Consider the following 25,846-nt stretch of genomic DNA (forward strand, 5'->3'; position numbering starts at 1 on the left):
CGCGCCCCCTAAAATTCCGCGCCGTGAAATCCGCATCATCGCCTCGTCCGCCGGGCCCCGGAAAAATACCCCGGAGTCGCGTCACGGTAACGCTTGCGCCCCCCCGGCTTCAAGGCCCCGATCAGGTCTTGTCGCGCCAAGCGCCAGAAGCGCGGATCGCCGAGGAGGACAGATCCGACATCGGCATGTCGATGAAGCACCAGGCCGGGCGCCGCGCCAGCGGCAAGGCCCGGGCCTGGGTCGCGGGCAAACGCGCCTGCGCATAGATCTGTGCCGCGCGCGAGCGCCGCGCCGCCATCCGGGACCCGGGCCGCGCCAGCACGCCCACCGGCACCAGATCCAGGATTTGCTGCCAGTTGTCCCAACGATCGAACTGCACCAGGTTGTCTGCCCCCATCAGCCAGACGAAATGCACCCCGGGATACAGCGGCAGCAGCCGCGTCAGGGTTTGCGCGGTGTAGCGGCTGCCCAGCCGCGCCTCCAGATCCGTGATGTCGACGCGGGGGTCTGGCATCACCCGCCGCGCCTCGCGCAGCCGTGCCGCCATCGGCGCGGGCCCATGCGCCTTGAGCGGATTGCCCGGGCTCAGCATCCACCAGACCCGGTCCAACCCGAACCGGCGCAAGGCTTCGCGGGTGATACGGGCATGGCCTTCATGGGCCGGATCGAACGACCCGCCCAGAATACCGATCCGCATGCCCGGCTGCGCAATGGGAAAACCCTGTCTCATAGCGCAGCCCTAGCGATTGCGCCCCGCCATTGGAAGCACAATGTAACGCGCTGGTGACCGCACCGCCGGTCAGCTCAGGCGCGAATCGCCCTCGGCCATCTCCCCGCCGCCCGCGATGGTGCAGCGTCCCCGCCCCTGCCGCTTCGAGGAATACAGCGCCGCATCGGCGTCGGCCTGCATCTGCCCGGCGTCAGGCGTAACGTAATGGGCCGACAGCGCCACGCCGATCGACCCCGAAATCCGACAGATCGCCGTTTCAAACACCCAAGGCTGCTCGAGACGGGCGATGATCCGCGCGCCCATCGCCGTCAGCCGTGCGGGCGCCAGTGCCCCCCGCAAGAGCAGCACGAATTCGTCACCGCCGACCCGTGCCACCACATCGCCACGCCGGGTTTCCGCGCGCAACACTTCGGCGGCCTTGGTCAGCACATAATCGCCCGCCGCATGGCCCAGCGTATCGTTCACCGCCTTGAAATGATCCAGATCGACATGGGCCAGCGCAAACGGCGGCCCACCCAAGGCCAGCCCCTGGAGCGCCTTGTCCAATGCCAGTTCGAACGCGCGGCGGTTCGCCAAGCCGGTCAACGGATCGGTCAGCGCCTGCGTCACCGCCGAACGGCGCGCATCGTCGAGCCGCGCGTTCAGGGCGCGCAATTCATCGAGAACCGCGGTTTTCGCCTCTTGTAGATAAAGCAGTTCCAGCGCCAGGTCCGAGGGCGCGAAATCCGCTTCGGTCAGGCCGAAGACCCGCACAGCCTCGACCAGATGGATGCCGAAGGTCAGATTGACCAACACCCCTTCGGCGCCGTTCTGCCCAACCTCGACGGCGCTGCCCCGCAGGCTGATGTCCGGGCGCGCGCATAGCGTCAGATGCAGCCGCCTGCCCCCCGCCATCGCCCCGCCCCCTGCGGCAGTCGACCGCCGCGCCCGGGCGCTTCCCAGCTGAAAATGCTGCGCAAAAGGCGTGCCGATCGGGCATTCCGGGCCCAGGATCTTGCCCAGCGTCGGCCCCAGCGCGCGCACCGTTCCGCGCCGGTCAAGCCACAGGAACATCGGCATCAACTGCCCCATCTCTTGCGGCGACAGCCCGCTCAGGGCATCTTCCCAACGTTCCACGGTGCAGCGCGCGACCATCACAGCCCCCCGCGCGGCCGGGCCAGCTCGAATCGTCGCCCTTCTACATAGGCCGCTTCCAGCAGCAGCACCTGCACGCGTTCACAGATCCCCTGCGGCTCGATCACTTCGATCAGCACAAGCGCACCGTAATCATCGGCCATTGCCCGCAGTAGTCCCGCGATCACCGCGCCCCATCCCGGGATCGGGCCGCGCACCTCCAGCGTGAAGCGGCCCCGGCTCTCGGCATTGAACCTCAGTTCGGGAAACTCCAGATCGGGCAAGGCCATCCGCCCGCGGCCTTGCAATTCCTCCAGCGAAAACAGGAATTCCCAGTAATCCGTGCCGCTGAAACGCAGCAGTCGGCGCACCGGCTCGACCGTTGCCAGATAGGCGCCGATATCTTCCAGAACCACCGCCCGCGGCTTGTCCAGCGCCGCCATCGCCGCGCGGATCAGATCTTCGGTCAGCGCGTCGTCATAGCGCAGCATCGCCTCGAACCCCTCGGGGCCGATGCCGATATCCTGGGCGACACGGGACCACAGCGATGGCCCGTAATTGTCGCGCAAGAACGCCTGAACTGACTTGTTGATCAAACCGTGCATGGACCCTCCGTCACCGGAGACGCTAGACCTGCCGAGTTAACAAACCCCCAAGCCCGGCTGCCACAGGCCGATTTCAGGGCGTCATGGTTAACCGCCCCGGTCCCAGCCGCAGCGCCATCAGTCCCGCCGGCTCCAGCGGGGCCATGCCCGCGCTCAGCTCGTCAATCAGAGCCGCACCGTCAAAGCCGCCCGTCCCCTCAAGATACCCGTCCTGCCCGTCCGGGTAGACGGTCAGGCCGAGCTGCCAGCCCTGCGGCCCTTTCCAGAAGGCAACCGGCAGGGTCAGGAAATCGCGCCTTGCCGTGCCGGACGCGACCACCAGCACGGCCTCCTCCCCCGGCACTTCGGGCATCAGATCGGCCAGCACCACCAGGCATCCCGGGTTCCCCGCCGGGGTCCGGCGTTCACAGGTCGCCGGGTCAAAACTGGTCTTGTGCGCAATCACCGCCAACAGATCCTCGGGCAGTTCCGCGCCGGCTGGCTGCACCGTCAACACACCGCGCAGGGCCTCCGCGCGGGCAGGCTCGGCCGGCAGAAGGTGCTCCAGCTCCCAGCGTGACCCCGCCTGATCCATCCGCGCCAAGGCCGCCTCCAGGGCCGGGTCGCTGCCGGCCCGCACGCGCAGATCCGCCAGTGCCGCCTGCCCGGGTTTTCCCCAGTCATTCGCCAGTTCCCACAGCGGTAGCGCCTCGGGCGCCAGCCGCCCGTCGGCGAAGCGCCCGAGTTGCGAGTTCACCGCGATCCGCTCGGGCGAGATCAGCGGTGTCAGCCACACCACCGCCAGCGCGATCATCGCCAGCGCCATCGCCGTATTGGCGCGCCGGACCCAGCCCATCCAGTAGCGCCCGGTCAGCACCGCCAGCGCATAGGTCACCGCATAGCCCAGCAGCACCGCAACCCCCGCCGTGGCCATCACCCGCGCGGGCGTCCAGCCATATTGCCCGACCCGCAACGCCACCGCCCAAGCCGCAAGACCGCTCAGCACCGGCAGCAGCAGCGCCAGCCCGCGGGCCGACCAGATCAGTGCAGGCGCATGCGGCGCCTCGACATCGTCCTGATCGACCGCAATCGCAATCAGCGAGATGACCACGACCGCCGCGCCGCCCAGCGTTCCTGCCGCCGAGAGATGCCCGAACAGATGCGTCAGCCCGCGCAGCGGCAACGCCAGCACGAAGATCAGCACCACACCCAGAACCACCGGCAACAACAGCCGCAGCAACCGCAGCAGCAGATAGGGCGAAACCATGTCCGACATTTCGGTCACCACCGACAGACCCAGCCCCAGTGCCGCACCGCACACCAGCCAGATCACCACCTCCTGATCCAGCAGATCGGCCAGCAATTCGACCCCGACGAGCCGCAGCAGCGCCGCCGACAGCAGCAGCACGACCCAGACCACCCCGACAAAAGCCCAGGCGGCGGCGTAGCGCACGACGATATTCCAGCTTTCCAGAAACAGCACCCGATAATCGGCCCAGCCGGTGCTGCCCCGCAGGTTATGCGCGACCCAGAACGGCACCGGCAGGCTGCCCAACGCAATCAGCGCCACCAGCACATGGCCCGCCTCCAACATCTGCGATGCAGTCGAAAAACTCAGGCTTTTCAGCAGACCCAGCCCCGCTACCAGCGCGCCCAGAGCGGCCCCGCCCAAAAGCGCCCGACGCGCGCCCAACTCACCCAGCGTCGCCAGTGCCGTGCCGAAAAACACCACCGCCAGCAACACCAGCGCCAGCAGCGCCCGGGTATCGTGCCAATCCGACAAAAGGTCCGTCAGCGCCCAGAAGGCAAGCCCCCCGGCACTGCCCAGCATCAGAAACTGCACTCTTGCGCCGATCATCGCATTCCCCTTGCCTGCCGGATGCCCGCCGGACACCCCTTGGTGCGCAGGCTAACGGGCGGGACGCGCAATTGCCAGCCCGCCACGCTCTCTTCGCGCGGCTCAGGCACGCCCGGCACCGGGCGCGCTCTGCTCCAGCCAACCCGCGATTGCGGCGATGTCGTCCAGCACCACATCGGCCACCGGCGCCAGCACCTCGGCACGCGCAGGCCCGCTCAGCACGCCCACGGCGACCATTCCCGCCGCCCGCGCGGCGTGCAGGTCGTGCAGACTGTCACCGACCATCGCCACCCGGCCCGGTGCCACACCGATCGCCGCGGCAAAGGCCAGCAACTGCCCCGGCGCGGGTTTCGCGCCATGCCCGCTGTCATAGCCTGCGACAAAATCGAAAAGCCCGGCGACGCCTGCCTGCGCCAGATGCACCCGGGCCGACGCCTCGGCATCGTTGGTCGCCACGCCCAGCCGCAGCCCTTGACCGCGCAACTGCTGCAGGCAGGGCACAAGCGGCACGGCGGGCATCTGCGGGGCCTTCTGTGCGCCGGCGTCCAGCCGCGCGATCAACTGGTCGGCCTCCAGCCCCGGCAGATGCGGCAACAACAGCGCCGCCACCTCGGCCACAGTGCCCGCAATCACCGGCGAGTCGGGTTCGAACAGCGCCGCCTCGGGCGCGAAACGGATCGCCTCGGCCATCCGCGCCGCAAGCAGATCATCCCCCGCGCTCAGTTCCGCCAGCATCCCGCGCGCCCAGGCACCCCAGGTGGCATTGAAATCAAACAGCGTCCCGTCCTTGTCGAACAGCACCGCCGCAATCGACTGCGATGTTTCCGCACGCATCTGCCCGTCCTTTCGCCCCGCTCTCTGCGGGGGCTCGCGCCCGTCTCAGGTCCAGTGCAGCTGATCGCCCCCGCCCAGCAGCGCGCGCGCCTGCACCAGCGCTTCGGGGCGCTCCCCCAGTTCCGCCGCGCAGCCTATGACCCACGCATCGGACTGCAACACGAAATCAAGGACCGCGCACAGAAAAGCCGGGTCCTGCGCCAGCCCGCGCACCTGCCCTGCATCAGCACCGGACTGCCCCAGAAAGGAATCGAAAAGCTCGTCCTGCCCGGCCAGCCAGCCAAGCACCCGAAGAGCCAGAACATAAGCGGTTTCCTGCTGCATCAACTACCCGTCGCACAATTCGAAAGACTTTGTTAACCTATCTGGCGCAAAGCTGAACCAAATAAAACTGCAGGTCGAAGGAGAGCGGGACCCCATGGCAGGAAAAATCCTGATCGTGGATGACGTTGCGACAAATCGAATCGTATTGAAAGTGAAGCTCTCGGGCGCACGATACGAAACGATTCAGGCCAGCAGCGGGACCGAGGCTCTGCAGCATGTCGCGCAGGGCCGTCCTGATCTTATTCTTCTGGATGTGCAGCTTCCCGATTGCAGCGGCATCGAAATCTGCCGCACGCTCAAGGCCGGCCCCGCCACCCGGGGCATCCCGATCGTGATAATCACCGCCTTCGCCGATCCGCAGACACGGCTTGACGCGCTGCGCGCCGGGGCCGACGACGTTCTTGTCAAACCCTTTGACGAGCTGCTGCTGCTGGCGCGTCTGCGCAGCCTACTGCGTGCCAAGGAAACCGACGAAGAGTTGAGCCTGCGTGAAAGCACCTGCCGCGAACTCGGCTTTGCCGAGGCGCAGGCCAGCTTTGGCGCCCCCGCCCGCATCGGCCTGGTCGCGCCCGATCGCGAAACGGGTCTTCTGTGGAAAACCATGCTGGCACGGTTCATGTCGCTCGACACTTTCGTCGTGCTCAACCGTGACGAAGCGCTGATCGAGGCGAGCAGCGCCAATGGCCCCGATGCCTTCGTCATCGCCGCCGACCTGTCGCGCCCCGGCGAAGGGCTCCGCCTGATGTCCGAACTCCGCTCGCGCCCCAGTTCGCGCCATGCGGTGATCTGTATCGTCAGCGGCGAACATGCCCGCGAAACGGCGGCCGTCGCACTTGATCTGGGGGCGAGCGACCTGCTGCCCGAGGTGCTGACCGATCCGGCCACCGCCGAAGAGGCGACGTTGCGGCTCAAGGCGCAACTGATGCGCAAGCGCACGCTGGATCAGCAGCGCGAGAATGTCACCGACGGGCTGCGGCTGGCGGTCACCGACCCGCTGACCGGGCTGTATAACCGCCGGTACGCAATGCCGCATCTGGCCCGGATCGCCGAGCGGTCGCGCATTACGGAACGGCAATTCGCGGTCATGGTGCTGGATCTCGACCGTTTCAAATCCGTCAATGACACCTACGGCCACGCCGCGGGCGATGCCGTCCTGGTCGAGGTCGCGCGGCGGCTCAACTTCAACCTGCGGCAGGTCGATCTGATTGCCCGGATCGGCGGCGAGGAATTTCTGATCGCGATGCCGGAAACCACGCTCGACGCGGCGCGAGTCGTCGCCGAACGACTTTGCCGCGTGATGGAGGAAACGCCGGTCCCGCTGCCCGACGGGTCCGGCGCGGTGCAGGTGACCGTCTCGATCGGGCTGACACTGGGGGGTGGCACCGAACATGACCCGGTCGATGCGCTGATTTCGCTGGCCGACCGCGCGCTGCTCGGCTCCAAGGCCGATGGCCGCAATCAGGTGAAGGTCTTCGACCGGCCTTCGGCCGCCTGACCCCCTCACCCGTCATTAAGGACGCGCTGGCCGCGCCCTCAGGGCCGGGCCGCAGCGGGCGGCGGTGCAAACTTGCGATCGGAATGCGACAATGCATGACGAAGCCGCTCGGCGAAGGCATGGCGCGCCTCCGGCGTCATCTGCCGCAGCCGCTCGAACATCAGCCGTTCGCCAATCTCGATCTGGCCCAGCATCCGCGCCCGGTGCCCTTCAAGCAGCGCCCGCGCCGCCGCCTCGTCCCAGGGCTCGGCATCCAGCGCGTCGACCAGCCGGCTGAAATCGGCCGCAGCCTCGCGACGCATCTTGCGAAAGCTCTGCCCCTCCGCCTCGGCGGCCTTGCGCAACGCCTCGCGATCCTCGCGCGACAGCGCCTCGGTAAACGGACCCAGACTGACATCGCTGACCTGCGGGCGCGGCGGATGGCGTTCATGCCCGACGATGCCGCCGATCACCACCCCGGCCACCAGCAGGTTGAGCGTGACCGAGATCACGAACAGCGCCTTCACCCAGCCGCGCATCCCAGCCTTGGGCGCGCCCCCCTGCGAAACCGGGGCCGTCGTTTCGGTTTTCTGCGTCATCTTTCCCCCTCCTGCCTCATTCCGCCGCCAGCGCGAAGAAATCGCCATCGGGCAACAGGTTGACCGTGCCCAGCGTATCCGTTCCGCCAATATAGCTTGCCGCCACCGTGCCCAGCTGATCGGCCCCGGCAAAGCCGATCCACAGACCGGCGATCGTCGCCGTGGCCATGCCGCTCAGCCCCGCCCAGCCGCCGAACACCGCCGACAGGCCACTCAGGAAACCACCCCTGGGCGCCGCGCGCGAAACCGGGATAGCCGCCTGAAACCCGGCCTGCACAGCTTCGGCGTCGGCCAGCGCCCGCGCCAGAAATGCGTCCGAAGGCTCGGGCATATCGGCCCGGGCCGCGGCGAAGAAATCGTCCAGCACCGTCCCGTTCAGATCCTTGTCAGTCATGACCATACCCCAACTCTTCGCGTTTACCTTCCAATAGCGCGGCCAGCGCGCGCTTTCCGCGGGCCGTCAAGCTTTCTACGGCCTCGACCCCGATTTCCATCGCTGCGGCGATCTCGGGGTTCGACAACCCTTCCAGATGCCTCAGAACAACCGCCTGACGCTGCCGTGCGGGCAGCTGCGCCAATGCCAGTTGCAGGGCCTGCGCACGGTCCGCGTCGATCATCCGCTCCAGCGCCGAGGCCGCGCCATCGGCCACTTCGGGCGCCTCGTCCAGCCCCACGCCACGCCGCCTGCGCAGCCGGTCGGTCGCCAGATTGGTCACCACCCGATAAAGCCAGGTGGAAACCTTGGCCTCGCCGGCGCGCCACTCGGGTGCGATCTTCCACAGCCGCAACAGCGCCTCTTGCGCCAGATCCTCGGCCTCGGCCCGATCGCCCAGCATCCGCAGCGCAACCCTGTAGGCCAAAGGCCCCAGCCGCAACGTCAGCGAACGCGCCGCCGCCCGGTCCCCATTGCCATAAAGGACCAGAAGCGTCTCGTCAGAGACCTCGGTGAGCGCGTCGAATGCCATATCCATGCTTCCCGTAGGCCTAGCCTTATTCCCGTCCCGTGGCAATTTGTGCATCGTCCCGGCCCGGAGGTTTCCCCCGGGCCGGAACCGGATCAGTTACCCTGCTGCGGCGCAGGCGCGGTCTGGCGGTTGAAGAACTGCCCCCAGCCGTCGTTTTGCGGCCCCATCGGGCCATTGGCACCCGGACGGCCCATCGGCCCCTGCGGACCCATCGCGTTGCAATCGCCCCGCATCCGGTCGCCGTGCTTGCCGCCGTGGCGATCATGCCAGCGCCCATCGCGATTCTGGCCCCCCATGCGATCCCCCATCCGGGCCTGCAAAGCAGCCAGTTCGTCCTCGGTCACCGCGCCATCGTCATTGGCGTCGAAGCGATCGAACATCCCTTGCGGGCCGCGCGGCAGCGCCAGTTCCGCCGCCGACAGCATCCCGTCGCCGTCAGTGTCCTGCGCCGCGATCCGGGCCTTCACCCGCGCTTCCGCACGCAGCTGCGCCTTGCGCATATCCGCCGCCACCAGTTCTTCGGCACTCAGCTTGCCATCCCCGTTGGCATCCAGCGCGGCCGCCTCCGCGGCACGTTTGGCGGCGATCTCTTCCGCGGTCACCTTGCCATCGCCATCGGTATCGAAGTCCTTGAAGTCAAAGCCCAGCATCGGACCGCCCATCGGGCCACCCATCGGCGCATCGACCATCGGGCCTTGGCCCATCGGACCTTGACCGCCCATGCCGGGCCGCCCCATCGGACCCTGACCCACCGGGCCGGTGCCATCCTGTGCCTGCGCCATCACCGGCGGCTGGCCATTCATTTGCTGCGCCACGACCGGCACGGCCACGGCCAGCGCCGTCCCCGCCATCAGCGCGGCCACGATCGTCTGTTTCAGCGTACGTTTCATCGTATCAACTCCGTGTTTCGCGGCACCCTCCTGCGCCGCTGATACCCTCCAAACGCGGCATTCCCGGGGTTCCGTCGCCATACGCGCGCCCCTCACTCAAGCGTGAAGCGATCGTGAGCCACGGACTATCGGCGGAATTTCCTTCCCCCTCGCGCGCTTTCGTCCGATAACAAAGCAACGCGAAGGGGAGAGCGCGATGACCATGACCCAGATCGACACCGAAGACGACCGCCCGCTGGGCCGTGCCATCACGCGCGGTCTGCTGTGCCGCTGCCCGGCGTGCGGGCGCGGGCGCTTGCTTAGCGGCTATCTGACGGTGCGCGACGCCTGCCCCGCCTGCGGCGAGGATTTCACCCCCCAACGCGCCGACGATGGCCCGGCCTATCTGACGATCCTGATCGTCGGGCATCTGATGGCGCCCGCTATCCTGTGGGCCTTCGTCGCCTATCGCCCCAGCCCGCAAACCCTGATCGCGATCTTCGCCACCGGCACGGTCGCGCTGTCGCTAGCGCTGCTGCCGCGGCTGAAAGGCATGATCGTGGGCATTCAATGGTCGCGCCGGATGCATGGCTTCGGCGCCGGAGAGATCGTGCATGACTGAACAAAGCCCGCCCGCCGCCCCGCATCACCCCACCATCGACAAGACCGCGCTGCGCCATGCCGCGACCGTGCTGGTCGTGCGCCGCGACGGCACGCAAGGCCCTGCCGTCCTGATGGGGATGCGCGGCGCTGGCGCGGCCTTCATGCCGTCGAAATACGTCTTCCCGGGCGGCGCGCTCGATGCGGGCGACAGCGCGATTGCACAGGCCACGCCACTGTCGGCGACCTGCGCGCGGCGGCTGGCCTTCGAGGCGCCCGTTGATGTGGGCCCGGCCCTCGCCACCGCCGCCGTGCGCGAACTGTGGGAGGAAACCGGCCTTCTGCTGGGGGCGCCCGGGGCCTGGCCGGACACCCCGCCCGCGGATTGGACGGGCTTTGCAGAAACCGGGCACCTGCCCGCCGCCGCCCCGCTGCATTTCGTCTTTCGCGCGATCACCCCACCGGGCCGCCCGCGCCGGTTCGATGCGCGTTTCTTCCTGACCGATGTCGCCGATCTGGCCTCGGACCCCGACGATTTCTCGCGCGCCTGCGACGAACTCAGCCATCTGCACTGGGTGCCGATGGCCGAGGCCCGCGCGCTGAACCTGCCCTTCATCACCGAGGTCGTGCTGGCCGAGGTGCAGGCCCTGCTGGAGTCCACCAGCGGGCCGCTGGGGCCGCCCGAAAGCGTGCCGTTCTTCGACAATTCCGGGTCGCGTTCGATCTTCCGGCGGATCGACTAACCGCGCGCGCCGCCCAGCACGATAATCAGCAGCGAGGCCACCACCAGCGCGATCCCCACGCCTTCGCGGCGGGTCAGCCGTTCGTGGAATACCAGCGCGGACACCAGCAGCGTGAAAACGATTTCCACCTGCCCCAAGGCCCGCACATAGGCCGCGTTTTGCAGCGCAAAGGCCGCAAACCACCCCGCCGATCCCGCAACCCCGGTGATGCCGACCCAGACCGTCTTGTGCCAAGCGCGCAGCACCCGGCCCAGCTCGCCCGGCTCGCGCAGGCGCAGATAGGCCGCCATGCCAAGGCTTTGCGCGAAGGTAACGCAGGCCAGTGTGACGATGGCACGGGTAAAGAAGGGCAGCGGCATCAGTTCGAGCGTGGCGCCACGATAACAGATCGCCGACAGGCCGAACAAACCGCCCGCCGCAATACCATAAAGTGCTGCGCGCGGCGACATCGCGCCACCCGCCGGGGATTTCGACAGCGCCAGCACCCCCGCCAACCCGACACCGATGCCCAGCCAGCCCAGCACCGACACGCCCTCGCCCAGGATCAGCAGCGAGAACAGCGCGACCTGCACCGTCTCGGTCTTGGTGAAGGCAACACCGACGGCGAAATTGCGCAGCTTGAACAGCGCGACCGTCAGGAAGGTCGCGACCACCTGCGCGGCGCCCCCCGCCAGCGCAAAGCCCCAGAACCGCGCGCCCGTTTCGGGCCAGCCCTGCGCGGTGGCGATCAGCACCAGCGCCGCCACCGTCGCCGCAATCGGCGCGCCGAACAGAAACCGCGAAAACGTCGCGCCGCCGACCGACAGCCCGGTGCCGGTTAACCGTTTTTGCAGCATGAAGCGCAACGTCTGCACCGCCGCCGCCGCGAAGGTGATGACGACGAACAGCGCCCCGCTCATCGCCCGATCTTGCCGGGCAGATAGCCGTTGAAGGACAGCACCTCATGCGCCGCCGTCCGCAGATCGGCCCGCGCCGGCAGATCACGCGCCAGCACCATGCCGAACCGCCCCGAGGGCGTGCCCAGCACCGCGACGCGGTAATCCTGATCGACCCACAGCACCCAGACCGGTTCGCGCCCGAAGCCCGTGTCGGGCGTGATCCGCCCGCCCGGCCCCGTCACCACCGCGCGCCCGGCCAGCACCGCAGGCTTGGCCCCGCTGCAATCCACACCCGACAGGGCATAGCCGCCGTGCCCGTCATAGGCCCAGTCCTGCGTGGCCCCCGCGCAGCCCGGCGTGCCGCTTGCGGCCACCTTCCAGCGGCCCGCGAAGCGCGCCGGATCGAACAGCGCGGCCGAGGAAATCCACGCCCCGTCCTCGCGCAGCCCCGGCGCCGGGGCCGGGGCGGCACAGGCCGCAAGCCCAAGGGCCGCAGCCCAGATCAGTCGACGCATTCGGTCACCCGCAAACCAGAGGCGGTCACCACCTCGTTACATCCCAACAAGGGCACTACCGGCGCACAGGTCATCGACCGCGCCAGACACACGCCCTCGCAATCGGCGCCGGTGCGGCAGGCCTTGCCGCCATCCTTCGGGCGATGCTGACAGATCAGCCCGTCGCGACTTGCCACCCAATCGCCGCCCTGCCCTTCGCACAGCGTCTTTTGCTGCGCGACCAGCGCGGCGCCCACGGGTTCAAGCTTGGGCGGCCTGTCATCGGCGGGCTTGCAGCCCGCCAGCGACAGCAGGACCACAGCCACACCAAGCCCGACCCTCACACGCCGGTCAGAACGGCATCGGATGCGCATGATGGGCCTTTTCGATCGCCTTGAGAACGTCGGGCGGTAGCACCATCCCTGCGGCATCCAGCGATTTGTCCAGCTGCGCGACCGAGGTGCCGCCGATGATCGGGATGACCGGGAACGGGCGCCCCAGAACCCAGGCGATCGCCATCGTGACCGGGTCCAGCCCCGCCTCGCGCGCGATACCGACATAGACATCCGCGATCTCATAGGCGCGCGGGTTCGAGCGCCCGCCCAGCTCGCGGTTGAGTGACCGGCGCGAGCCCTCGGGCACCGCCCCGCCGGAATATTTGCCGCTCAGCATCCCCACCGCCAGCGGCGAATAGGCCAGACAGGTGACATCCTCATGCACGCCCAGCTCGGCCAGATCGGTGTCATACAGACGGCACATCAGCGAATATTCGTTCTGGATCGAGGCCACCCGCGGCCCATGCCCGGCCTCGGCCAAGGCCAGCCATTGCGCGGTGCCCCAGGCGCTTTCGTTCGACAGGCCGAAATGCCGGATCTTGCCCTCGGCCACCAGATCCTTCAGCGTTTCCAGACAGGCCGCCATGTTCTCGATCACCTCGGCCCGCGCGGGCTGCTTGCTGGCGTCGAAGCCCCAGTTCTGGCGGAAGTGATAGCTGCCGCGATTGGGCCAGTGGAACTGATACAGGTCGATGTAATCGGTGCGCAGCCGGGTCAGGCTGGCCTCCAGCGCGCGACGGATGTTGGCGGGGTCGATCTGTTCGCCCTTGCGGATGATCTGCCCCGGACCGGCGATTTTCGAGGCGATCACCACCTCGTCGCGCCGCCCCGATTTCGCCAGCCACGACCCGATGATCGTTTCCGTATCGCCCACGGTTTCCGCGGTCACCGGGTTGACCGGATACATTTCTGCCGTGTCCAGGAAATCGACGCCCCGCGCCAGCGCGTGGTCGATCTGGGCGTGGCCCTCGGCTTCGGTATTCTGGGTGCCCCAGGTCATGGTGCCAAGACAAATCTCGGACACCATCAGGCCGGTCCGGCCCAATTCACGCTTGCGCATCTCTGCCTCCTGTCTGGATTTTGCCGGAGCCTGCCACAGCCCCGGCGCGAGGGAAACCCCCAAGCGACCGGCTCAGCCGACCTGGTCGATCAGATCGCCATAGCCCTGGGCCTCCATCTCCTCGACCGGCACAAAGCGCAGCGCCGCCGAGTTGATGCAATAGCGCAGACCGCCCGCCTCGGCCGGGCCGTCCTCGAAGACATGGCCCAGATGGCTGTCGCCATGGGCAGAACGCACCTCGGTGCGCATATGGCCCAGGCTCGGGTCGGGCAGTTCGACGACATGGCTGGTCACCAGCGGGCGCGTGAACGACGGCCAGCCGCAGCCCGATTCATACTTGTCGGACGACGCAAACAGCGGCTCGCCCGAGACGATATCGACATAGATCCCGCGGGCCTTGTTGCCCAGAAGCGCGCCGGTAAAGGGCCGTTCGGTGCCCGCTTCCTGGGTCACATGGTATTCTTCGGCGCTCAGGCGGGCCAACGCCTCGGGGGTCTTGTGATAGCGGGTCATCGGGGGCTCCGTTGTAATGCCTTGCGCAAGATAGCTCTGCGCGCCGCCAAGGAAAGCCCCCGCGCCGGGGCAATCCACCGCTACGCCGGATGCGACATTTTTCGGCGCAAAGCCGTTGTGATGGGCGCGCGCATAGCCGATACCATGACCAGCGCAACAGAATCGTGCCCAGATGCCCCAAAGTCCATCGTCCGCGACGCCCCGCACCGCGCGCCTGCGCAACCTGCTGCCCATCGGGCTTGGGCTGGGGCTGTTTGCCGTCGGGCTCTGGGCGCTCTATCGGTTGCTCAAACCCGTGCATGCCGCCGATATCCTGCTTCAGATCAAGACGATGCCGCCCTCGGCGCTGGCCATCGCGATGGCGGCCACCGCACTGGGTTACATGGCGCTGATCGGCTATGACTGGTGGGCGCTGACCTATCTGGAGAAACGCCTGCCGCTGCGCGCGGTCGCCCTGGGCGGGTTTCTGGGCTATGCCTTCGGCAATACCATCGGCATCAGTGTGATTTCCGGCGGCGCGGTGCGTTACCGGATCTATTCGGCCTTCGGCCTCAATGCCTTCGACGTGGCGGCGCTGGCCTCTTATATCGCGCTGGCGATGGGGATGGGGCTGACGCTGGTCGGGTTGTTTGCGCTGGGGCTGCACCCCGCAGCGCTGCACGGGCTGTTGCCGCTGCCCCAATCGCTGATCCGGCTGGGAGCCTTCGGCGCGGGGGGCGGCACGCTGGCGCTGCTGTTCTGGCTCTCGGCCAGCCGCCGCAGCCTGAAGATCTGGCGCTATGACATCACCATGCCCGCCCCGCGGATTCTGGTGGGTCAGCTGGTGGTGGCGCTGTTCGATTCCACCATGGCGGCGCTGACGCTCTATATCCTGCTGCCCGAGGGCGCGCCGGGCTTCACCACCTTCCTCGCGATCTATGCCACCGCCACGATGGTCGGCGTGCTCAGCCATGTGCCGGGCGGCGTGGGCGTTTTCGAAACCGTGGTGCTGGCGGCGATGCCGCCGGGCATTGCGGTGGGGGACGTGGCCGCCGCGCTGCTGATGTTCCGCTCGATCTATTACCTGCTGCCCTTCGCCATTGCCTTCGTCATCGTTTCGCTGAACGAGGCACGGCTGGCGGGCGGCTGGGCGGCGCGCGTCTTTGGCGAGCTGTCCGAACCGATGCGCCCCGTGATGGGGGCACTGGGCGGCGCCGCGCCCTGGCTGACCGGGCTTTGGGCCCTGGGCTTTGGCGGCTATCTGCTGCTGGTCGCCTTGATGCCTTCGGCCATCCCGACCGGCGACAGCGACGATCTGGTCGGCGCGATCCTACTGGAAGGCGGCACGCTGGTCTCTGCCGTGATGGGGATCGTGCTGATGATCCTGTCACACGGGTTGATGCGGCGCCTGTCGGGGGCATTCTGGCTGACCATCGTTGCCCTGGGTGGCGGCGTGATCGCGGCCCTGATGAACAATTTCGACATCGAAAGCGCACTGCTTCTGACGCTGGGCGCGCTGGCGCTGCTGCCCTTCCGGCATGAATTCCACCGTCATGCCAAGATCACCGAAGGCGTGTTCACCCCCGCCTGGTTCGCGATGGTCGCGGCGGTGGTGCTGGCGGCGGGGTCGTTCTTCTTCTTCGTCCACGAGGCCACGCCCTATTCGCAGGCCTTCTGGACCGAGTTCACCCATGACGCCAACACGCCGCGGGCCTTCCGGGCGGCGCTGGCGGCTTCGGCAGTGCTGCTGACCTTCACGGTCTATCTGGCGCTGCAACCCTCACGAGCACGATCTGGGGCCCCTTGCGAGGAAAGCCTCGCGCTGGCCGCGCAGATCATTGCCGCGCAAAATGAGCCCCAGGCCTGTCTGGCGCTGACCGGCGACAAGTCCTTTCAGTTCTCGCCCGATCAACGCGCTTTCGTGATGTATGGCCGCCAGCGTGCCAACTGGGTCGCCCTGGGGGACCCGGTCGGGCCGGCAAGCTCTGGCGTCGAGGCTGCCTGGGCCTTCCATGAAGAGGCGCTGCGCGCGGGGGGGCGCGCGATCTTCTACGAGGTCAGCGCGCGGCACCTGACGCTTTGGGTCGAAATGGGGCTGGCCTTGCACAAGGTCGGCGAAGAGGCAGTCATCGCGCTGCCCGGGTTCTCTCTGGCGGGCGGGGCGTTCAAGACCATGCGCGCGGCCTATAACAAGGCCCAGCGAGAGGGGCTGGCGTTGCAGCTTTTGCACCCGCCCCATTCCGAGACGCTGCTGGCCGAGCTGGGCACGATTTCGCAAGAATGGCTGGCGGCCAAGGCCGGACGCGAGAAGCGCTTTTCTGTCGGGCATTTCCATGCGGACTATTTGGCGCATTTCCCGATTGCCGTGCTGCGGCAGCATGATCCGGAGATGCCCGGCGCCCCGGCCCCGATCCTGGCCTTCGCCAATATCATGGCGCCGGGGAATGGCACGCGGGTGGCGATCGACCTGATGCGCTATCGTCCCGGGCGGGGGTCGGGTTTGATGGAGTTCCTGTTCCTGGCCTTGATCGAGCACTATCGCGATGCGGGCGCGGCCGAATTCAGCCTTGGGGTGGCGCCTCTGGCCGGGCTGAGCGAGCGACGCACCGCCCGGCTCTGGGACCGCTTTGGCCACCTGATGTTCCGCCATGGCGGGGCTTTCTACAATTTCGAGGGCCTGCGCGGGTTCAAGCAGAAATTCCGCCCCGACTGGCAGCCGCGGTTCATCGCCCTGCCGCCCGGCGTGTCGCCGATGATGGCGATGGCCGATGTCGCGCTGCTGATCGCAGGCGGACCGCGCGGCATTCTGGGCAAGACACCGCCGCGCGCAACGCCCCCTGAGTCCGAAACCGCTGCACGCGACACCGCTGCCGTCCCCGCCTTGCCAGATGGCGGCGAGCGTCGCTAATGCAGGCGGGCGCGCCCCGGCCTCGGATCTGACAAGGTGGTGGGTCGCGCGCCAGGTGTGGTGGCCAGCATGGCCTCAGCCTCGGCCCAGAGCGTCGCGAGCGGGGGCAGCGCCTGACGAATTTCAGGCAAGTCCCCCTGCCCGGCCAGGATTTCGTGCCGTCTGAGCCCGGCATGCAACCCGGTCAGGCCCAGCATCGCCGCAGAGCCCGCGAACTTATGTGCCACCTGAGCGTAATCAGGCAACGTGCCCGCAGCCGCCAGTTGCTGCATCCGGGCCAGCCGCCGGCGCCCTTCGGCAAGGAAATCCGCCTGCAGTTGCGCGAATTCCTCGCTTCCGAAGACGGCCTCCAGATCGGCCCGCACCGTTTCATCCAGCGGGCTGGCAGGGTCGTCATTCTTATCGTTCGCCCTCAGATGAAGCTGCGTCAGCGCAGCGGCCAGCGACTTGCGGGTAACCGGTTTCGACGTGACCTGATTGCACCCGGCCTGCAACAACCGCTCGGCCATTTCCGGCAACACGTTCGCAGTGACCGCGATGATCTGCGTGTGCTGGTTCGGACCCGGCGCCGTGCGCAGGATGCGCGTCGCCTCCAACCCGTTCAGCACCGGCATGTTCAGATCCATCAAGATCACGTCGAACACCTTTTCCGATGCCAGATCAACGCATTCACGCCCATTGCGCGCCGCCGTCACCCGATGTCCGCCCTGCCGCAGCAATTCGCTCAGCACGGTGCGGTTGAGCGTGTTGTCCTCGACCAGCAGAACCTCCAGCGCGGGCAGATCGGCACGCTCCACCGGCGGCGGTGGCTCTGCAGGTCCGGTCGGGCTGCTTGCCGGCTCTGACAGATCGGCCCGTGGCGCGGGCAGCGACAGCCAGAAGACCGACCCTTCGCCCAGTTCGCTTTCGACATCGACCGTGCCGCCCATCGCCTGCACCAGCCGCCGCACGATACCCAGGCCCAGCCCGGTGCCCGTATTTTCACGCGACAGATCAGCGTCGATCGACACGAAATCGTCAAAGATCGTCGACAGATCGCTGCGCGAAATGCCGATTCCCGTGTCGATGACGCGGATTTCCAGCGTGCTGCGGGCGGGATGATATTCCAGTTCGATACGGATCACCCCGTCCGTCGTGAACTTGGCCGCATTGCCGATCAGATTGAGCAACACCTGCCGGACCCGCACCGGGTCCCCCAGCACACGCCCGATCGGGGGGCCCAGCACCTCGACCTCCATATCATTGCCGCGCGCGGCCGCGGCCGATCGCTGCGTGTCGATGATCTGCCGCGCGATCTGTTCGGGGTCGAAGGGCACGCGCGAAAACGTCAGCTTGCCCGCGTCCAGCCGCTCCACATCCAGAACATCGTTGACGTGGTGCAGCAGGATCTGCCCCGCCTGCGCCATCGCCGCGACGAAATCGCGCTGACGGTCGTCAAGCGAGGTGCCCTGCAGGATTTCAAGCGTTCCCAGCAACCCGTTCAGCGGCGTGCGCAGCTCATGGCTCATCACAGCAATGAAGGCCGCCTTGGCACGTTCGCCCGCCATCGCGGTGTCGCGCGCCGCAATCAGTTCCTGCCGCGCAGCGACCCGGCTGGAAATATCGCGCAGGAACAGGACATAGATGTCCCGCCGCCCGATCCGGGTGTTGGTCGCCGACAGTTCCGCCGGAAACACCGTGCGATCGTGGCGGCATACATCAAGCTGCACCAATCCCGGCCCCGCTGTCCCACGCAGATGTGCCAGTGCCCCCGCCCGGGTCGCGGCATCCCCTTCGGGCAGGATCAGATCGGCCAGATCGCGGCCCATCGCGTCATCGCGGCTGACACCGAAGATCGCCTCGGCCGCGGCATTGAATTCGATCACCCGCAGGCGCTGATCGGCGACGATCACCGCGTCCAGCGCGGTTCCGATCACCGCCTCCAGCCGCTGTTTCGCCGCCCGCAGCGAGCGGGCCTGCCGCATCCCGAACCGCCACAAGAGCCACAGCCCCAGAAACCCGCCTGCCAGAACCGCCATCAGCAGCGCAGTCAGGATCGCCAGCCGCATCAGGGCATTGAAGACGCGCTCGCGCTGCTCTTTCGCCTGGGCCGCGAATTCGCGCACCCCCAGCAGCGACAGGCTGCGCACCGCTTCGGCCAGCGCGTCGGAACGGGCCATCAGATCGGGGCGGATCTGCGCGAAGGGGGTGTCAGGCGCGTCGATCAGCCCGGCCGCATCGCGCAAGAAGTCCTGCAGCTGCGTGATCTGCGCAATCGCCACCGGGGTAATGACGATCCGGCGGAAACTGTGTCCATCCAGCACGGTCTGCACGCGGCTGTAGAACACATCGAAGCGGCGGGAAAATTCGGCGATGCTGGCGGGGTCTTGCGGATCGCTGCGCAGCAGGGCGATCTGCATGCGCGCAAATTCGACATCCAGCTGCGCCAAAGACCATTGCTGACTGTCGGAATTGGCAATCGCAAGCGAGTCAATCTCTTGCTTGACCTCGGCGCCGTAGCGATAAATCCCCCAAAGCGCCGCCCCCAGAAGCACCAGCACGCCAAGCACAACCAGCGCCTTGCGCAGCCGGGATGGCCGGCGCTCACCCTCGGGGGCCGGGGAAGCGAACGCCATTGTCTTCGGGCGCCTGTGCATTCACCGAACCGGTTATTTCTCGATCCGCAGCCGGGCGACCTGCCACACGCTGCGGGAATAGATCACCTCGTTACGCAGGCTCTCGGCCGCATCATAGGGATAGACGAGCCACAGCGGCCCCTTGTCGCGCAGCGGCATCGCGGCGCCGTTGCGTTCATAGGCCAGCAGCGCCTCGCCCTCGCGGATTTCGGACACGGGGATCTTCACGCTGTAATCGTTGACCGCGGTGACCTGCACCGTGCCCCCGTCGATCCCGTAGGCATCCAGCAAGGCCCGTAGCGGCACCCCAGCGAACTGCTGTTCGCCTTCGGTCCAGATCGTCGTGGTGGCGAAGCGTGCCACGGGCAACGCCTGCAACGCGGCCATGTCGAACGCGATTTCCGTGCCCGGCGGCCGCCCCGGCAGATCGCCCGCAAGAACCAGCACCGGCCCGTCGGGCGCCTGCTCGGCGCTGACAGGCGATAAGGGCAGGGCAAGAAACAAGATCAGCGACAACAGAAGACGGCGCACGGCAATTCCCTCCGGCAAGGACGCGACCCGCCGAAACTGCCACAGATCCCCCTATCCGTCTGGCACAAAAGGATTAATTGCCTAACAGTTCGTTTCTGCCGCCCCCCCGCACCAAACGCAAAAGGCGCCCCGAAGGGCGCATTTGTCATCGTCTGCAAGGGGTTAGAGCTGGGCCGCCACGTCTTCGGGCACGTCGAAGTTATGCGTCACTTCCTGCACGTCATCGTCTTCTTCCAGCAGGTCGATCAGCTTCATCAGCTTCTGCGCGGTTTCCAGATCGACCTCGGTACGGGCCTGCGGCTTCCAGATCAGCTTGGATTCCTGGCTTTCGCCCAGGGCCTTTTCCAGCGCATCGGACACGTCCGACAGGCTTTCCATCGCGCAATAGATGAAATGCCCGTCCTCGTCGCTTTCGACATCATCGGCGCCCGCTTCCAGCGCGGCCATCATCACCGTATCGGCATCCGCAACATCGGCGGCATAGGTGATTTCGCCCACGCGGTCGAAGCCGTGCGACACCGAGCCGGTCTGGCCCAGGTTGCCGCCTGCCTTGGTGAAATAGCTGCGCACGTTCGAGGCGGTGCGGTTGAGGTTGTCGGTCATGCATTCGACGATCACCGCAATCCCGTTCGGACCATAGCCTTCATAGCGGATCTCGGTGTAATCGGCCGCATCGCCGCCCTGCGATTTCTTGATCGCGCGGTCGATCACATCCTTCGGCATCGACTGCGAGCGCGCGGCTTTCACCGCCAGACGCAGACGCGGGTTTTTGTCGGGGTCCGGGTCGCCCATCTTGGCCGCGACGGTGATTTCCTTCGCCAGCTTCGAGAACATCTTGGAGCGAAGTTTATCCTGCTTGCCCTTGCGGTGCTGGATGTTCGCCCATTTTGAATGGCCTGCCATGACCTTCTCCGTCGAATTTCTGAATTTGCGCCTCTATATGCCAGCAAGGGCCCCGCCCGCAAGCCAAGCCTGCAAACCGCGCCTCAGAGCGGCCAGATCAGCGGGATCACCAGACAGGCGGTCAGCCCGGTGACGATATCCAGCGGGATGCCCAGCCGCAGGAAATCCGAAAACCGATAGCCGCCCGGACCATAAACCATCATATGCGTCTGATAGCCGATCGGCGTGGCAAAGGCGACCGAGGCCGAGAACATCACCGCCACCGCGAAGGGCCGCGGATCGAGCCCCAGCGCCAGCGCCAGCTTGATCGCGATCGGCGTATAGATCACCGCGACGGCGTTGTTCGACAGGAACTCGGTCATCACCAGACCCAGGAAATAGACCGCGAACAGCGCCGCCATCGGGTGCAGTTCGGCCAGGAACGGCGCCACGGCGTCGACGATCAGCTTGACCGACCCCGCCTCGTCCAGCGCCTCGCCCACCACCAGCATCGAGAAGATCATCGCCAGCAACCGCCCGTCGATGAAGGAAAACGCCTCGTCCGCGTCGATGCAGCGGCTGATCAGGATGACCGCGACCGCGACCATCGCCAGGGCCATGATCGGCGCCACATCCAGCGCCGACAGCCCCACGACCGCGGCCAGCGCACCCACCGCCAGCGGCATGTGGCTGCGCCGGAACGCCCGCACCGTGGGTTTGGACACATCGACCAGATCCATGTCGGCGGCCAGGCGCGCGATGTCCTCGGGTGCGCCCTCCAGCAGCAGGGTGTCGCCCACCACCACCACCAGATCGTCCAGCTGACGCCCGATGTTCTGGTTGCGCCGATGCGCGGCCAGAACATAGACGCCATAGCGCCGCCGCAGCCGCAATTCGCCCAAGGACCGCCCGATCATCCGGCAGCCGGGCGAGATCAGCACCTCGACCGTCTCGGTCGCCACCGAACTCAGCTTGTCGACCATCCGCAGATCGGGGTTCTGCTGCATGCCCAGCAATTCCGACATCTCGGTGCGCAGCACCACGCGGTCGCCCGCCTCCAGTTCCGCATTGGGCAGATCGCGCCGCAGGCTGGCATCGCCGCGCAGCACATCGACCACGCGCACGCCTTCGCGCTTGAACGCATCGACGCCCAGCACCCCCTGCCCGATCAGGCTGCTGTTTTCCGGGATCGCGACCTCGGTGAAATATTTCATCTTCGGCCGCTCGCCCAGCAGGAAGGACATCGACTGCCGCTCGGGCACCAGATGCTTGGCAAACAGCGCCATGAAGATCGACCCCACCGCCGCGACGGCAAGGCCCACCGGCAGGATTTCGAAGATCGAGAACGGCTCCAGCCCGTCCTTGCGCACCACCCCGTCGACCAGAATGTTGGTCGAGGTACCGATCAGCGTCAGCATCCCGCCCATCACCGTGAAATAGCTCAGCGGCATCAGGAACCGCGAGGGCGAGATATTCAGCTTGCGCGCGACCTGGATGAAGACCGGGATCATCACCGCCACCACCGGCGTGTTGTTCATCACCCCCGAGGCCAGCATGGTGATGACGAACATGAAGATGATCGTGGTCACCGGACGCGCCGAGATATGGCTTTCGGCATAGCGCGTCATCCGGTCCAGCGCACCGGTGCGCACCAGCGCCCCCATGATCAGGAACATGAAGGCGATCGTCCAGGGGGCCGAGTTCGACAGGGTCTTGACCGCCGTGTCATAGGGCACCATGCCCAGCACCAGCATCAGCGCGGCGCCGCCCATGGCCACAACCTCGGGCGGGTGCTTTTCGCGCAGGAACATCACGAACATGCCCACGACGATCCCCAGCGCCAACAGGGCGGTGCCGGTCTCGGACAGGGGAAGAGTGATCATGATGCCTCGTCTGAACCGTTCATTTCAGCGCGATACTAGCGGCGCGCGGGCGTTAGACAAGCGCCCTTTCGCCGCGCCGCCCCCGGCCCGGCCACGCCACGCCCGCAAAACCGGCAGGTTCCGGCCTGCGCGCCTCAAACCGGAGCGGAGGGCGCAAGCCGCCCGCCCAGCCGCACCGCCTGGCAGGTCTTGGCCTTGCCGGTCCGGTCGCAGGTCTCTACGTAAAATCCGCTCAGCGTGGCCTCGCCCGTGGCCGGGCTGAAGCGCTCGCGCGCCATGCCGGTGATGAAGCGGCGCATCGGCTCGGCCTTGTCCATGCCGATGACAGAATGGTAATCGCCGCACATGCCCGCATCGCTCAGATAGGCGGTGCCACCAGGCAGAACCATCGCATCGGCGGTCGGCACATGGGTATGGGTGCCCACAACGACGCTGGCGCGCCCGTCGCACCAATGGCCCATCGCCATCTTCTCGCTCGTCGCCTCGCAATGCACATCAACCAGAATGGCCTGCGCCAGCCCGCCCAGCGGATGCGCGCGCAACACCCCGTCGATGGCCGAGAACGGATCGTCGAAGGCCCGCTTCATGAAGACCTGCCCCAGCACCTGCGCCACCAGAACCTTGCGCCCGCGGCGATCCTCGAACAGGCGCGCCCCCTTGCCCGGTGCATCCTTGGCATAGTTGATCGGTCGGATCACCCGCGGCTCACTGTCGATGAATCGCAGCATGTCTTTCTGGTCAAAAGCATGATCGCCCAGCGTCACCACATCGGCCCCCGCCGCCAGCAAGAGCTTCGCGTGATCGCCCGTCAGCCCCATGCCGCCCGAGGCGTTCTCGCCATTGACCACAACGAAATCGAGGCCCCAATCCTCACGGATCTTCGCCAGTTGTCCAGAGACGGCCGCACGCCCCGCGCGCCCCATCACATCGCCAAGAAACAGGATTTTCATGCGCTCTCCCATAGGCCCACGATCCCGAAAGGGCAATCTTTTCCCTTCTTTCTGGCGAAAATATCCTGCGGGGGTCCGGGGGGGCAAAACCCCCGGCGAGCCCGACTGACGAGGCTGGAGGGGGCGCTGCCCCCGCAGGCAAGCCTGCCCCCCGGAGTATTTGGGCCAAGAAGAAGATCAGCGCGCGGGCGTGAGGATGCCCCTTTCGGTCACGATCAGATCAAGCGGCTGGTCGGTGGGTTCGACCGGCACTTCGGGCAGCTCCTGCGCCGCGTAGGCAAAGCCGATGGCGGTGACCGGAGCTTGCGCGCGCAGCCGTTCCAGCGTGCGGTCGTAAAAACCGCCGCCATAGCCCAGACGGAAACCGCGCCGATCGAAGGCGACAAGCGGCACGATCAGCACCCGCGGCGTGATCTCGGCCCCGGTTTCGGGGATCAGCGCGCCGAAGGGGCCGACGATCATCGGTGTATCGGGGCGCCAGGTGCGGAAGATCAGCGGCTGGCCGGGGCCCAGGATCACCGGCACCCCCACCGGGCCGGGATGCGCCGCCATGGAGGGCAGCGGGTCGATCTCGGTGCGGATCGGCATGTAACCGGCCAGCGGCGCGTCCCCAAAACGCGCCAGTGCCGCGCGCAGATGGGCGGTGGCATCGCCGCTATAGGCGGCATGGGCGGCCTTGCGAGCGGCAAAGGCGGCGCAACGGGCCGCGTCCTTGGTCACAGCAGCAACGCCCCGGCCAGGCCCAGAAAGGCGAAGAAGCCCACGACATCGGTCACCGTGGTGACGAAGGTGCCCGAGGCCAGCGCCGGGTCGGCGCCCAGTTTTTCAAGCGACAAGGGCACGACGATACCCGCCACCGCCGCCACGAACAGGTTGATCACCATCGCCGCGCCGATCACCAGCCCCAGACTGGCGGTGTCGAACCAGACCCAGGCCACCGCCCCCATCACCAGCGCGAAGGCCAGACCGTTCAGCAATCCCACCACCGCCTCGCGACGCACCACGCGCCAGACGTTGCTTTCGGTCAGATCCTTGGTCGCCAGCGCCCTCACCGCCACGGTCAGCGTCTGGGTGCCCGCATTGCCCCCCATCGAAGCCACGATCGGCATCAGCACGGCCAGCGCCACCAGCCGCGCGATCGTATCCTCGAAGAGCGCGATCACCCCCGAAGCCAGGATCGCCGTCATCAGGTTGACCGCGAGCCACGGCAGCCGCTGACGCACGGTTTCCAGCACGGTGTCGGAAATCGCCGACTCGTCACCCACACCGGCCAGACGCAGGATGTCCTCTTCGTGTTCGTCATCAAGCACCGCCATCGCATCGTCGATGGTGATGATGCCCACCAGCCGGTCGTTTTCATCGACCACCGCCGCCGAGATCAGGTGATACTGGTTGAAGGCATAGGCCACGTCGGCCTCTTCCTGATAGACCGAGATCGTGCGGAAACTGTCCTCGACGATCGAGGTCAGCGGCACCGCGCGTTTCGACGACAGGATCTTGCCCAGCGTGACATAGCCCGTGGGCTTCATCCGCGGATCGACCAGAATGACGTGATAGAACTGTTCGGGCAGGTCTTTCTTGTTGTGGCGCATGTGGTCGATGGCCTCGCCCACGGTCCAGTGCTCGGGTGCCATCACCACTTCGCGCTGCATCAGGCGGCCTGCGGAATATTCGGGATAGGCCAGCGATTGTTCGACCGCGGCCCGGTCGGTATCGTCCAGCGCCTCGAGGATCGCTTCCTGCTGCGGTTCTTCCAGGTCTTCGATCAGGTCAACAACGTCATCCGAGTCGAGTTCGCGCACGGCCTCGGCCAGCACCTCGCGCGGCATCGCGTCGATCACCTCTTCGCGGATCGATTCGTCGATCTCGGTCAGGATCTCGCCGTCGATCTCGCGGCCCCAGAGCCGCAGGATGCCGCGCCGTTCGGCCCCGCCGATCTGTTCCAGAAGGTCGGCGATGTCGGCAGCGTGCAGCGGCTCCATCAACGCGGCAAGGCGGGGCGCGTCCTCGGCCGCGACGGCCTCGAGGATCTGGTCGACGACCTCGCCATCCAGACGATAGTCTTCTTCCTCGCGCTCGTGTTCCTCTGCCCGTTCTTCCGCCATGCCGCCCCCGTGTGGTTTGC

General features: G+C 67.0%; 26 protein-coding genes. 4 read left to right on the forward strand and 22 right to left on the reverse strand.

What is annotated here, in order from left to right:
- Positions 1 to 121: 121 nt before the first annotated feature.
- The 6 genes from P2G62_RS01310 to P2G62_RS01335 form a co-directional block, all read right to left on the reverse strand.
- Complete coding sequence (locus P2G62_RS01310; protein ID WP_275733044.1) at positions 122 to 730, reverse strand: nicotinate-nucleotide adenylyltransferase; 609 nt, start codon at positions 728 to 730, stop codon at positions 122 to 124.
- 69 nt (positions 731 to 799) lie between these two features.
- Positions 800 to 1,864, reverse strand: a complete 1,065-nt coding sequence (locus P2G62_RS01315; protein ID WP_275733045.1) for a GGDEF domain-containing protein — start codon at positions 1,862 to 1,864, stop codon at positions 800 to 802.
- On the reverse strand, positions 1,864 to 2,448 hold the full coding sequence (locus P2G62_RS01320) for a heme NO-binding domain-containing protein (protein ID WP_275733046.1): 585 nt from the start codon (positions 2,446 to 2,448) through the stop codon (positions 1,864 to 1,866). The genes P2G62_RS01315 and P2G62_RS01320 overlap by 1 nt, the downstream gene beginning before the upstream one ends.
- Before the next feature lie 73 nt (positions 2,449 to 2,521).
- Positions 2,522 to 4,285, reverse strand: a complete 1,764-nt coding sequence (locus tag P2G62_RS01325) for a DUF4153 domain-containing protein (protein ID WP_275733047.1) — start codon at positions 4,283 to 4,285, stop codon at positions 2,522 to 2,524.
- A gap of 102 nt (positions 4,286 to 4,387) precedes the next feature.
- Positions 4,388 to 5,119 carry an HAD family hydrolase gene (locus P2G62_RS01330; protein WP_275733048.1) on the reverse strand — a complete coding sequence of 244 codons (732 nt, stop codon included), beginning with the start codon at positions 5,117 to 5,119 and terminating at the stop codon, positions 4,388 to 4,390.
- A 45-nt stretch (positions 5,120 to 5,164) separates the two neighbouring features.
- Positions 5,165 to 5,443: a DUF3572 domain-containing protein gene (locus tag P2G62_RS01335; protein ID WP_275733049.1), complete on the reverse strand. Its 279-nt coding sequence runs from the start codon at positions 5,441 to 5,443 to the stop codon at positions 5,165 to 5,167.
- Between the two features lie 94 nt (positions 5,444 to 5,537).
- Here P2G62_RS01335 and P2G62_RS01340 point away from each other — a divergent pair, with 94 nt between their 5' ends.
- On the forward strand, positions 5,538 to 6,938 hold the full coding sequence (locus tag P2G62_RS01340) for a diguanylate cyclase (RefSeq protein ID WP_275733050.1): 1,401 nt from the start codon (positions 5,538 to 5,540) through the stop codon (positions 6,936 to 6,938).
- A gap of 38 nt (positions 6,939 to 6,976) precedes the next feature.
- Here the strand turns inward: P2G62_RS01340 and P2G62_RS01345 are convergent, their stop codons facing one another.
- From P2G62_RS01345 to P2G62_RS01360, 4 genes are all read right to left on the reverse strand, one after another.
- Positions 6,977 to 7,516, reverse strand: coding sequence for a periplasmic heavy metal sensor (locus P2G62_RS01345; RefSeq protein WP_275733051.1), 540 nt, complete (start codon positions 7,514 to 7,516; stop codon positions 6,977 to 6,979).
- A gap of 16 nt (positions 7,517 to 7,532) precedes the next feature.
- Positions 7,533 to 7,910, reverse strand: a complete 378-nt coding sequence (locus tag P2G62_RS01350) for a hypothetical protein (protein WP_275733052.1) — start codon at positions 7,908 to 7,910, stop codon at positions 7,533 to 7,535.
- Positions 7,903 to 8,487: an RNA polymerase sigma factor gene (locus tag P2G62_RS01355; RefSeq protein ID WP_275733053.1), complete on the reverse strand. Its 585-nt coding sequence runs from the start codon at positions 8,485 to 8,487 to the stop codon at positions 7,903 to 7,905. Before P2G62_RS01355 ends, P2G62_RS01350 begins: the two co-directional genes overlap by 8 nt.
- Before the next feature lie 86 nt (positions 8,488 to 8,573).
- Complete coding sequence (locus tag P2G62_RS01360; protein ID WP_275733054.1) at positions 8,574 to 9,371, reverse strand: EF-hand domain-containing protein; 798 nt, start codon at positions 9,369 to 9,371, stop codon at positions 8,574 to 8,576.
- Between the two features lie 196 nt (positions 9,372 to 9,567).
- Here P2G62_RS01360 and P2G62_RS01365 point away from each other — a divergent pair, with 196 nt between their 5' ends.
- Together P2G62_RS01365 and P2G62_RS01370 are read left to right on the forward strand one after the other, a co-directional pair.
- A complete protein-coding gene (locus P2G62_RS01365; protein WP_275733055.1) occupies positions 9,568 to 9,972 on the forward strand; it encodes a DUF983 domain-containing protein in 405 nt (134 codons plus the stop codon).
- Positions 9,965 to 10,693, forward strand: a complete 729-nt coding sequence (locus P2G62_RS01370; RefSeq protein WP_275733056.1) for an NUDIX hydrolase — start codon at positions 9,965 to 9,967, stop codon at positions 10,691 to 10,693. The genes P2G62_RS01365 and P2G62_RS01370 overlap by 8 nt, the downstream gene beginning before the upstream one ends.
- Here P2G62_RS01370 and P2G62_RS01375 read toward each other — a convergent pair.
- The 5 genes from P2G62_RS01375 to msrB form a co-directional block, all read right to left on the reverse strand.
- Positions 10,690 to 11,592: a DMT family transporter gene (locus P2G62_RS01375; RefSeq protein ID WP_275733058.1), complete on the reverse strand. Its 903-nt coding sequence runs from the start codon at positions 11,590 to 11,592 to the stop codon at positions 10,690 to 10,692. The genes P2G62_RS01370 and P2G62_RS01375 overlap by 4 nt on opposite strands.
- Entirely contained in the window at positions 11,589 to 12,086 is a 498-nt protein-coding gene (locus P2G62_RS01380; protein ID WP_275733059.1) for a lipocalin family protein, read from the reverse strand. Before P2G62_RS01380 ends, P2G62_RS01375 begins: the two co-directional genes overlap by 4 nt.
- Positions 12,074 to 12,439, reverse strand: a complete 366-nt coding sequence (locus P2G62_RS01385) for a hypothetical protein (RefSeq protein ID WP_275733060.1) — start codon at positions 12,437 to 12,439, stop codon at positions 12,074 to 12,076. The genes P2G62_RS01380 and P2G62_RS01385 overlap by 13 nt, the downstream gene beginning before the upstream one ends.
- Entirely contained in the window at positions 12,417 to 13,460 is a 1,044-nt protein-coding gene (locus P2G62_RS01390; protein WP_275733061.1) for an aldo/keto reductase, read from the reverse strand. Before P2G62_RS01390 ends, P2G62_RS01385 begins: the two co-directional genes overlap by 23 nt.
- 72 nt (positions 13,461 to 13,532) lie before the next feature.
- Positions 13,533 to 13,973: a peptide-methionine (R)-S-oxide reductase MsrB gene (gene msrB / locus P2G62_RS01395; protein WP_275733062.1), complete on the reverse strand. Its 441-nt coding sequence runs from the start codon at positions 13,971 to 13,973 to the stop codon at positions 13,533 to 13,535.
- A gap of 172 nt (positions 13,974 to 14,145) precedes the next feature.
- Between msrB and mprF the strand changes: the two genes are divergently transcribed.
- Positions 14,146 to 16,860 (forward strand): bifunctional lysylphosphatidylglycerol flippase/synthetase MprF, encoded by a 2,715-nt coding sequence (gene mprF, locus P2G62_RS01400; protein ID WP_275733063.1) that lies wholly within the window; start codon positions 14,146 to 14,148, stop codon positions 16,858 to 16,860.
- Here mprF and P2G62_RS01405 read toward each other — a convergent pair.
- The 7 genes from P2G62_RS01405 to mgtE all read right to left on the reverse strand — a co-directional run bounded on the left by P2G62_RS01405 (position 16,857) and on the right by mgtE (position 25,826).
- A complete protein-coding gene (locus P2G62_RS01405; protein ID WP_275733064.1) occupies positions 16,857 to 19,475 on the reverse strand; it encodes an ATP-binding protein in 2,619 nt (872 codons plus the stop codon). The two genes, mprF and P2G62_RS01405, sit on opposite strands and share 4 nt — an antisense overlap.
- A 33-nt stretch (positions 19,476 to 19,508) precedes the next feature.
- Entirely contained in the window at positions 19,509 to 20,006 is a 498-nt protein-coding gene (locus P2G62_RS01410; RefSeq protein ID WP_275733065.1) for a molybdopterin-dependent oxidoreductase, read from the reverse strand.
- Between the two features lie 162 nt (positions 20,007 to 20,168).
- Entirely contained in the window at positions 20,169 to 20,909 is a 741-nt protein-coding gene (locus tag P2G62_RS01415) for a YebC/PmpR family DNA-binding transcriptional regulator (protein WP_275733066.1), read from the reverse strand.
- Between the two features lie 83 nt (positions 20,910 to 20,992).
- A complete protein-coding gene (locus P2G62_RS01420; RefSeq protein ID WP_275733067.1) occupies positions 20,993 to 22,771 on the reverse strand; it encodes an SLC13 family permease in 1,779 nt (592 codons plus the stop codon).
- A gap of 134 nt (positions 22,772 to 22,905) precedes the next feature.
- The gene (locus tag P2G62_RS01425) at positions 22,906 to 23,721 is read right to left on the reverse strand and encodes a TIGR00282 family metallophosphoesterase (RefSeq protein WP_275733068.1); all 816 of its coding nucleotides are present in this window, start codon (positions 23,719 to 23,721) and stop codon (positions 22,906 to 22,908) included.
- A gap of 177 nt (positions 23,722 to 23,898) precedes the next feature.
- Positions 23,899 to 24,441: a 5-formyltetrahydrofolate cyclo-ligase gene (locus P2G62_RS01430; protein ID WP_275733069.1), complete on the reverse strand. Its 543-nt coding sequence runs from the start codon at positions 24,439 to 24,441 to the stop codon at positions 23,899 to 23,901.
- Positions 24,438 to 25,826: a magnesium transporter gene (mgtE, locus tag P2G62_RS01435; protein WP_275733070.1), complete on the reverse strand. Its 1,389-nt coding sequence runs from the start codon at positions 25,824 to 25,826 to the stop codon at positions 24,438 to 24,440. The genes P2G62_RS01430 and mgtE overlap by 4 nt, the downstream gene beginning before the upstream one ends.
- Positions 25,827 to 25,846: the final 20 nt, after the last annotated feature.

The sequence above is a fragment of the Paenirhodobacter sp. CAU 1674 genome (genome assembly GCF_029222945.1).
In the GTDB taxonomy this organism is placed as follows: Bacteria; Pseudomonadota; Alphaproteobacteria; order Rhodobacterales; family Rhodobacteraceae; genus Rhodobacter.

What these genes read in the sequence shown, in the direction of transcription:
- P2G62_RS01310 (WP_275733044.1), bottom strand. Translation starts at nt 730, where the DNA reads ATGAGACAGGGTTTTCCCATTGCGCAGCCGGGCATGCGGATCGGTATT.
- P2G62_RS01315 (WP_275733045.1), bottom strand. Translation starts at nt 1,864, where the DNA reads ATGGTCGCGCGCTGCACCGTGGAACGTTGGGAAGATGCCCTGAGCGGG.
- P2G62_RS01320 (WP_275733046.1), bottom strand. Translation starts at nt 2,448, where the DNA reads ATGCACGGTTTGATCAACAAGTCAGTTCAGGCGTTCTTGCGCGACAAT.
- P2G62_RS01325 (WP_275733047.1), bottom strand. Translation starts at nt 4,285, where the DNA reads ATGATCGGCGCAAGAGTGCAGTTTCTGATGCTGGGCAGTGCCGGGGGG.
- P2G62_RS01330 (WP_275733048.1), bottom strand. Translation starts at nt 5,119, where the DNA reads ATGCGTGCGGAAACATCGCAGTCGATTGCGGCGGTGCTGTTCGACAAG.
- P2G62_RS01335 (WP_275733049.1), bottom strand. Translation starts at nt 5,443, where the DNA reads ATGCAGCAGGAAACCGCTTATGTTCTGGCTCTTCGGGTGCTTGGCTGG.
- P2G62_RS01340 (WP_275733050.1), top strand. Translation starts at nt 5,538, where the DNA reads ATGGCAGGAAAAATCCTGATCGTGGATGACGTTGCGACAAATCGAATC.
- P2G62_RS01345 (WP_275733051.1), bottom strand. Translation starts at nt 7,516, where the DNA reads ATGACGCAGAAAACCGAAACGACGGCCCCGGTTTCGCAGGGGGGCGCG.
- P2G62_RS01350 (WP_275733052.1), bottom strand. Translation starts at nt 7,910, where the DNA reads ATGACTGACAAGGATCTGAACGGGACGGTGCTGGACGATTTCTTCGCC.
- P2G62_RS01355 (WP_275733053.1), bottom strand. Translation starts at nt 8,487, where the DNA reads ATGGATATGGCATTCGACGCGCTCACCGAGGTCTCTGACGAGACGCTT.
- P2G62_RS01360 (WP_275733054.1), bottom strand. Translation starts at nt 9,371, where the DNA reads ATGAAACGTACGCTGAAACAGACGATCGTGGCCGCGCTGATGGCGGGG.
- P2G62_RS01365 (WP_275733055.1), top strand. Translation starts at nt 9,568, where the DNA reads ATGACCATGACCCAGATCGACACCGAAGACGACCGCCCGCTGGGCCGT.
- P2G62_RS01370 (WP_275733056.1), top strand. Translation starts at nt 9,965, where the DNA reads ATGACTGAACAAAGCCCGCCCGCCGCCCCGCATCACCCCACCATCGAC.
- P2G62_RS01375 (WP_275733058.1), bottom strand. Translation starts at nt 11,592, where the DNA reads ATGAGCGGGGCGCTGTTCGTCGTCATCACCTTCGCGGCGGCGGCGGTG.
- P2G62_RS01380 (WP_275733059.1), bottom strand. Translation starts at nt 12,086, where the DNA reads ATGCGTCGACTGATCTGGGCTGCGGCCCTTGGGCTTGCGGCCTGTGCC.
- P2G62_RS01385 (WP_275733060.1), bottom strand. Translation starts at nt 12,439, where the DNA reads ATGCGCATCCGATGCCGTTCTGACCGGCGTGTGAGGGTCGGGCTTGGT.
- P2G62_RS01390 (WP_275733061.1), bottom strand. Translation starts at nt 13,460, where the DNA reads ATGCGCAAGCGTGAATTGGGCCGGACCGGCCTGATGGTGTCCGAGATT.
- msrB (WP_275733062.1), bottom strand. Translation starts at nt 13,973, where the DNA reads ATGACCCGCTATCACAAGACCCCCGAGGCGTTGGCCCGCCTGAGCGCC.
- mprF (WP_275733063.1), top strand. Translation starts at nt 14,146, where the DNA reads ATGCCCCAAAGTCCATCGTCCGCGACGCCCCGCACCGCGCGCCTGCGC.
- P2G62_RS01405 (WP_275733064.1), bottom strand. Translation starts at nt 19,475, where the DNA reads ATGGCGTTCGCTTCCCCGGCCCCCGAGGGTGAGCGCCGGCCATCCCGG.
- P2G62_RS01415 (WP_275733066.1), bottom strand. Translation starts at nt 20,909, where the DNA reads ATGGCAGGCCATTCAAAATGGGCGAACATCCAGCACCGCAAGGGCAAG.
- P2G62_RS01420 (WP_275733067.1), bottom strand. Translation starts at nt 22,771, where the DNA reads ATGATCACTCTTCCCCTGTCCGAGACCGGCACCGCCCTGTTGGCGCTG.
- P2G62_RS01425 (WP_275733068.1), bottom strand. Translation starts at nt 23,721, where the DNA reads ATGAAAATCCTGTTTCTTGGCGATGTGATGGGGCGCGCGGGGCGTGCG.
- mgtE (WP_275733070.1), bottom strand. Translation starts at nt 25,826, where the DNA reads ATGGCGGAAGAACGGGCAGAGGAACACGAGCGCGAGGAAGAAGACTAT.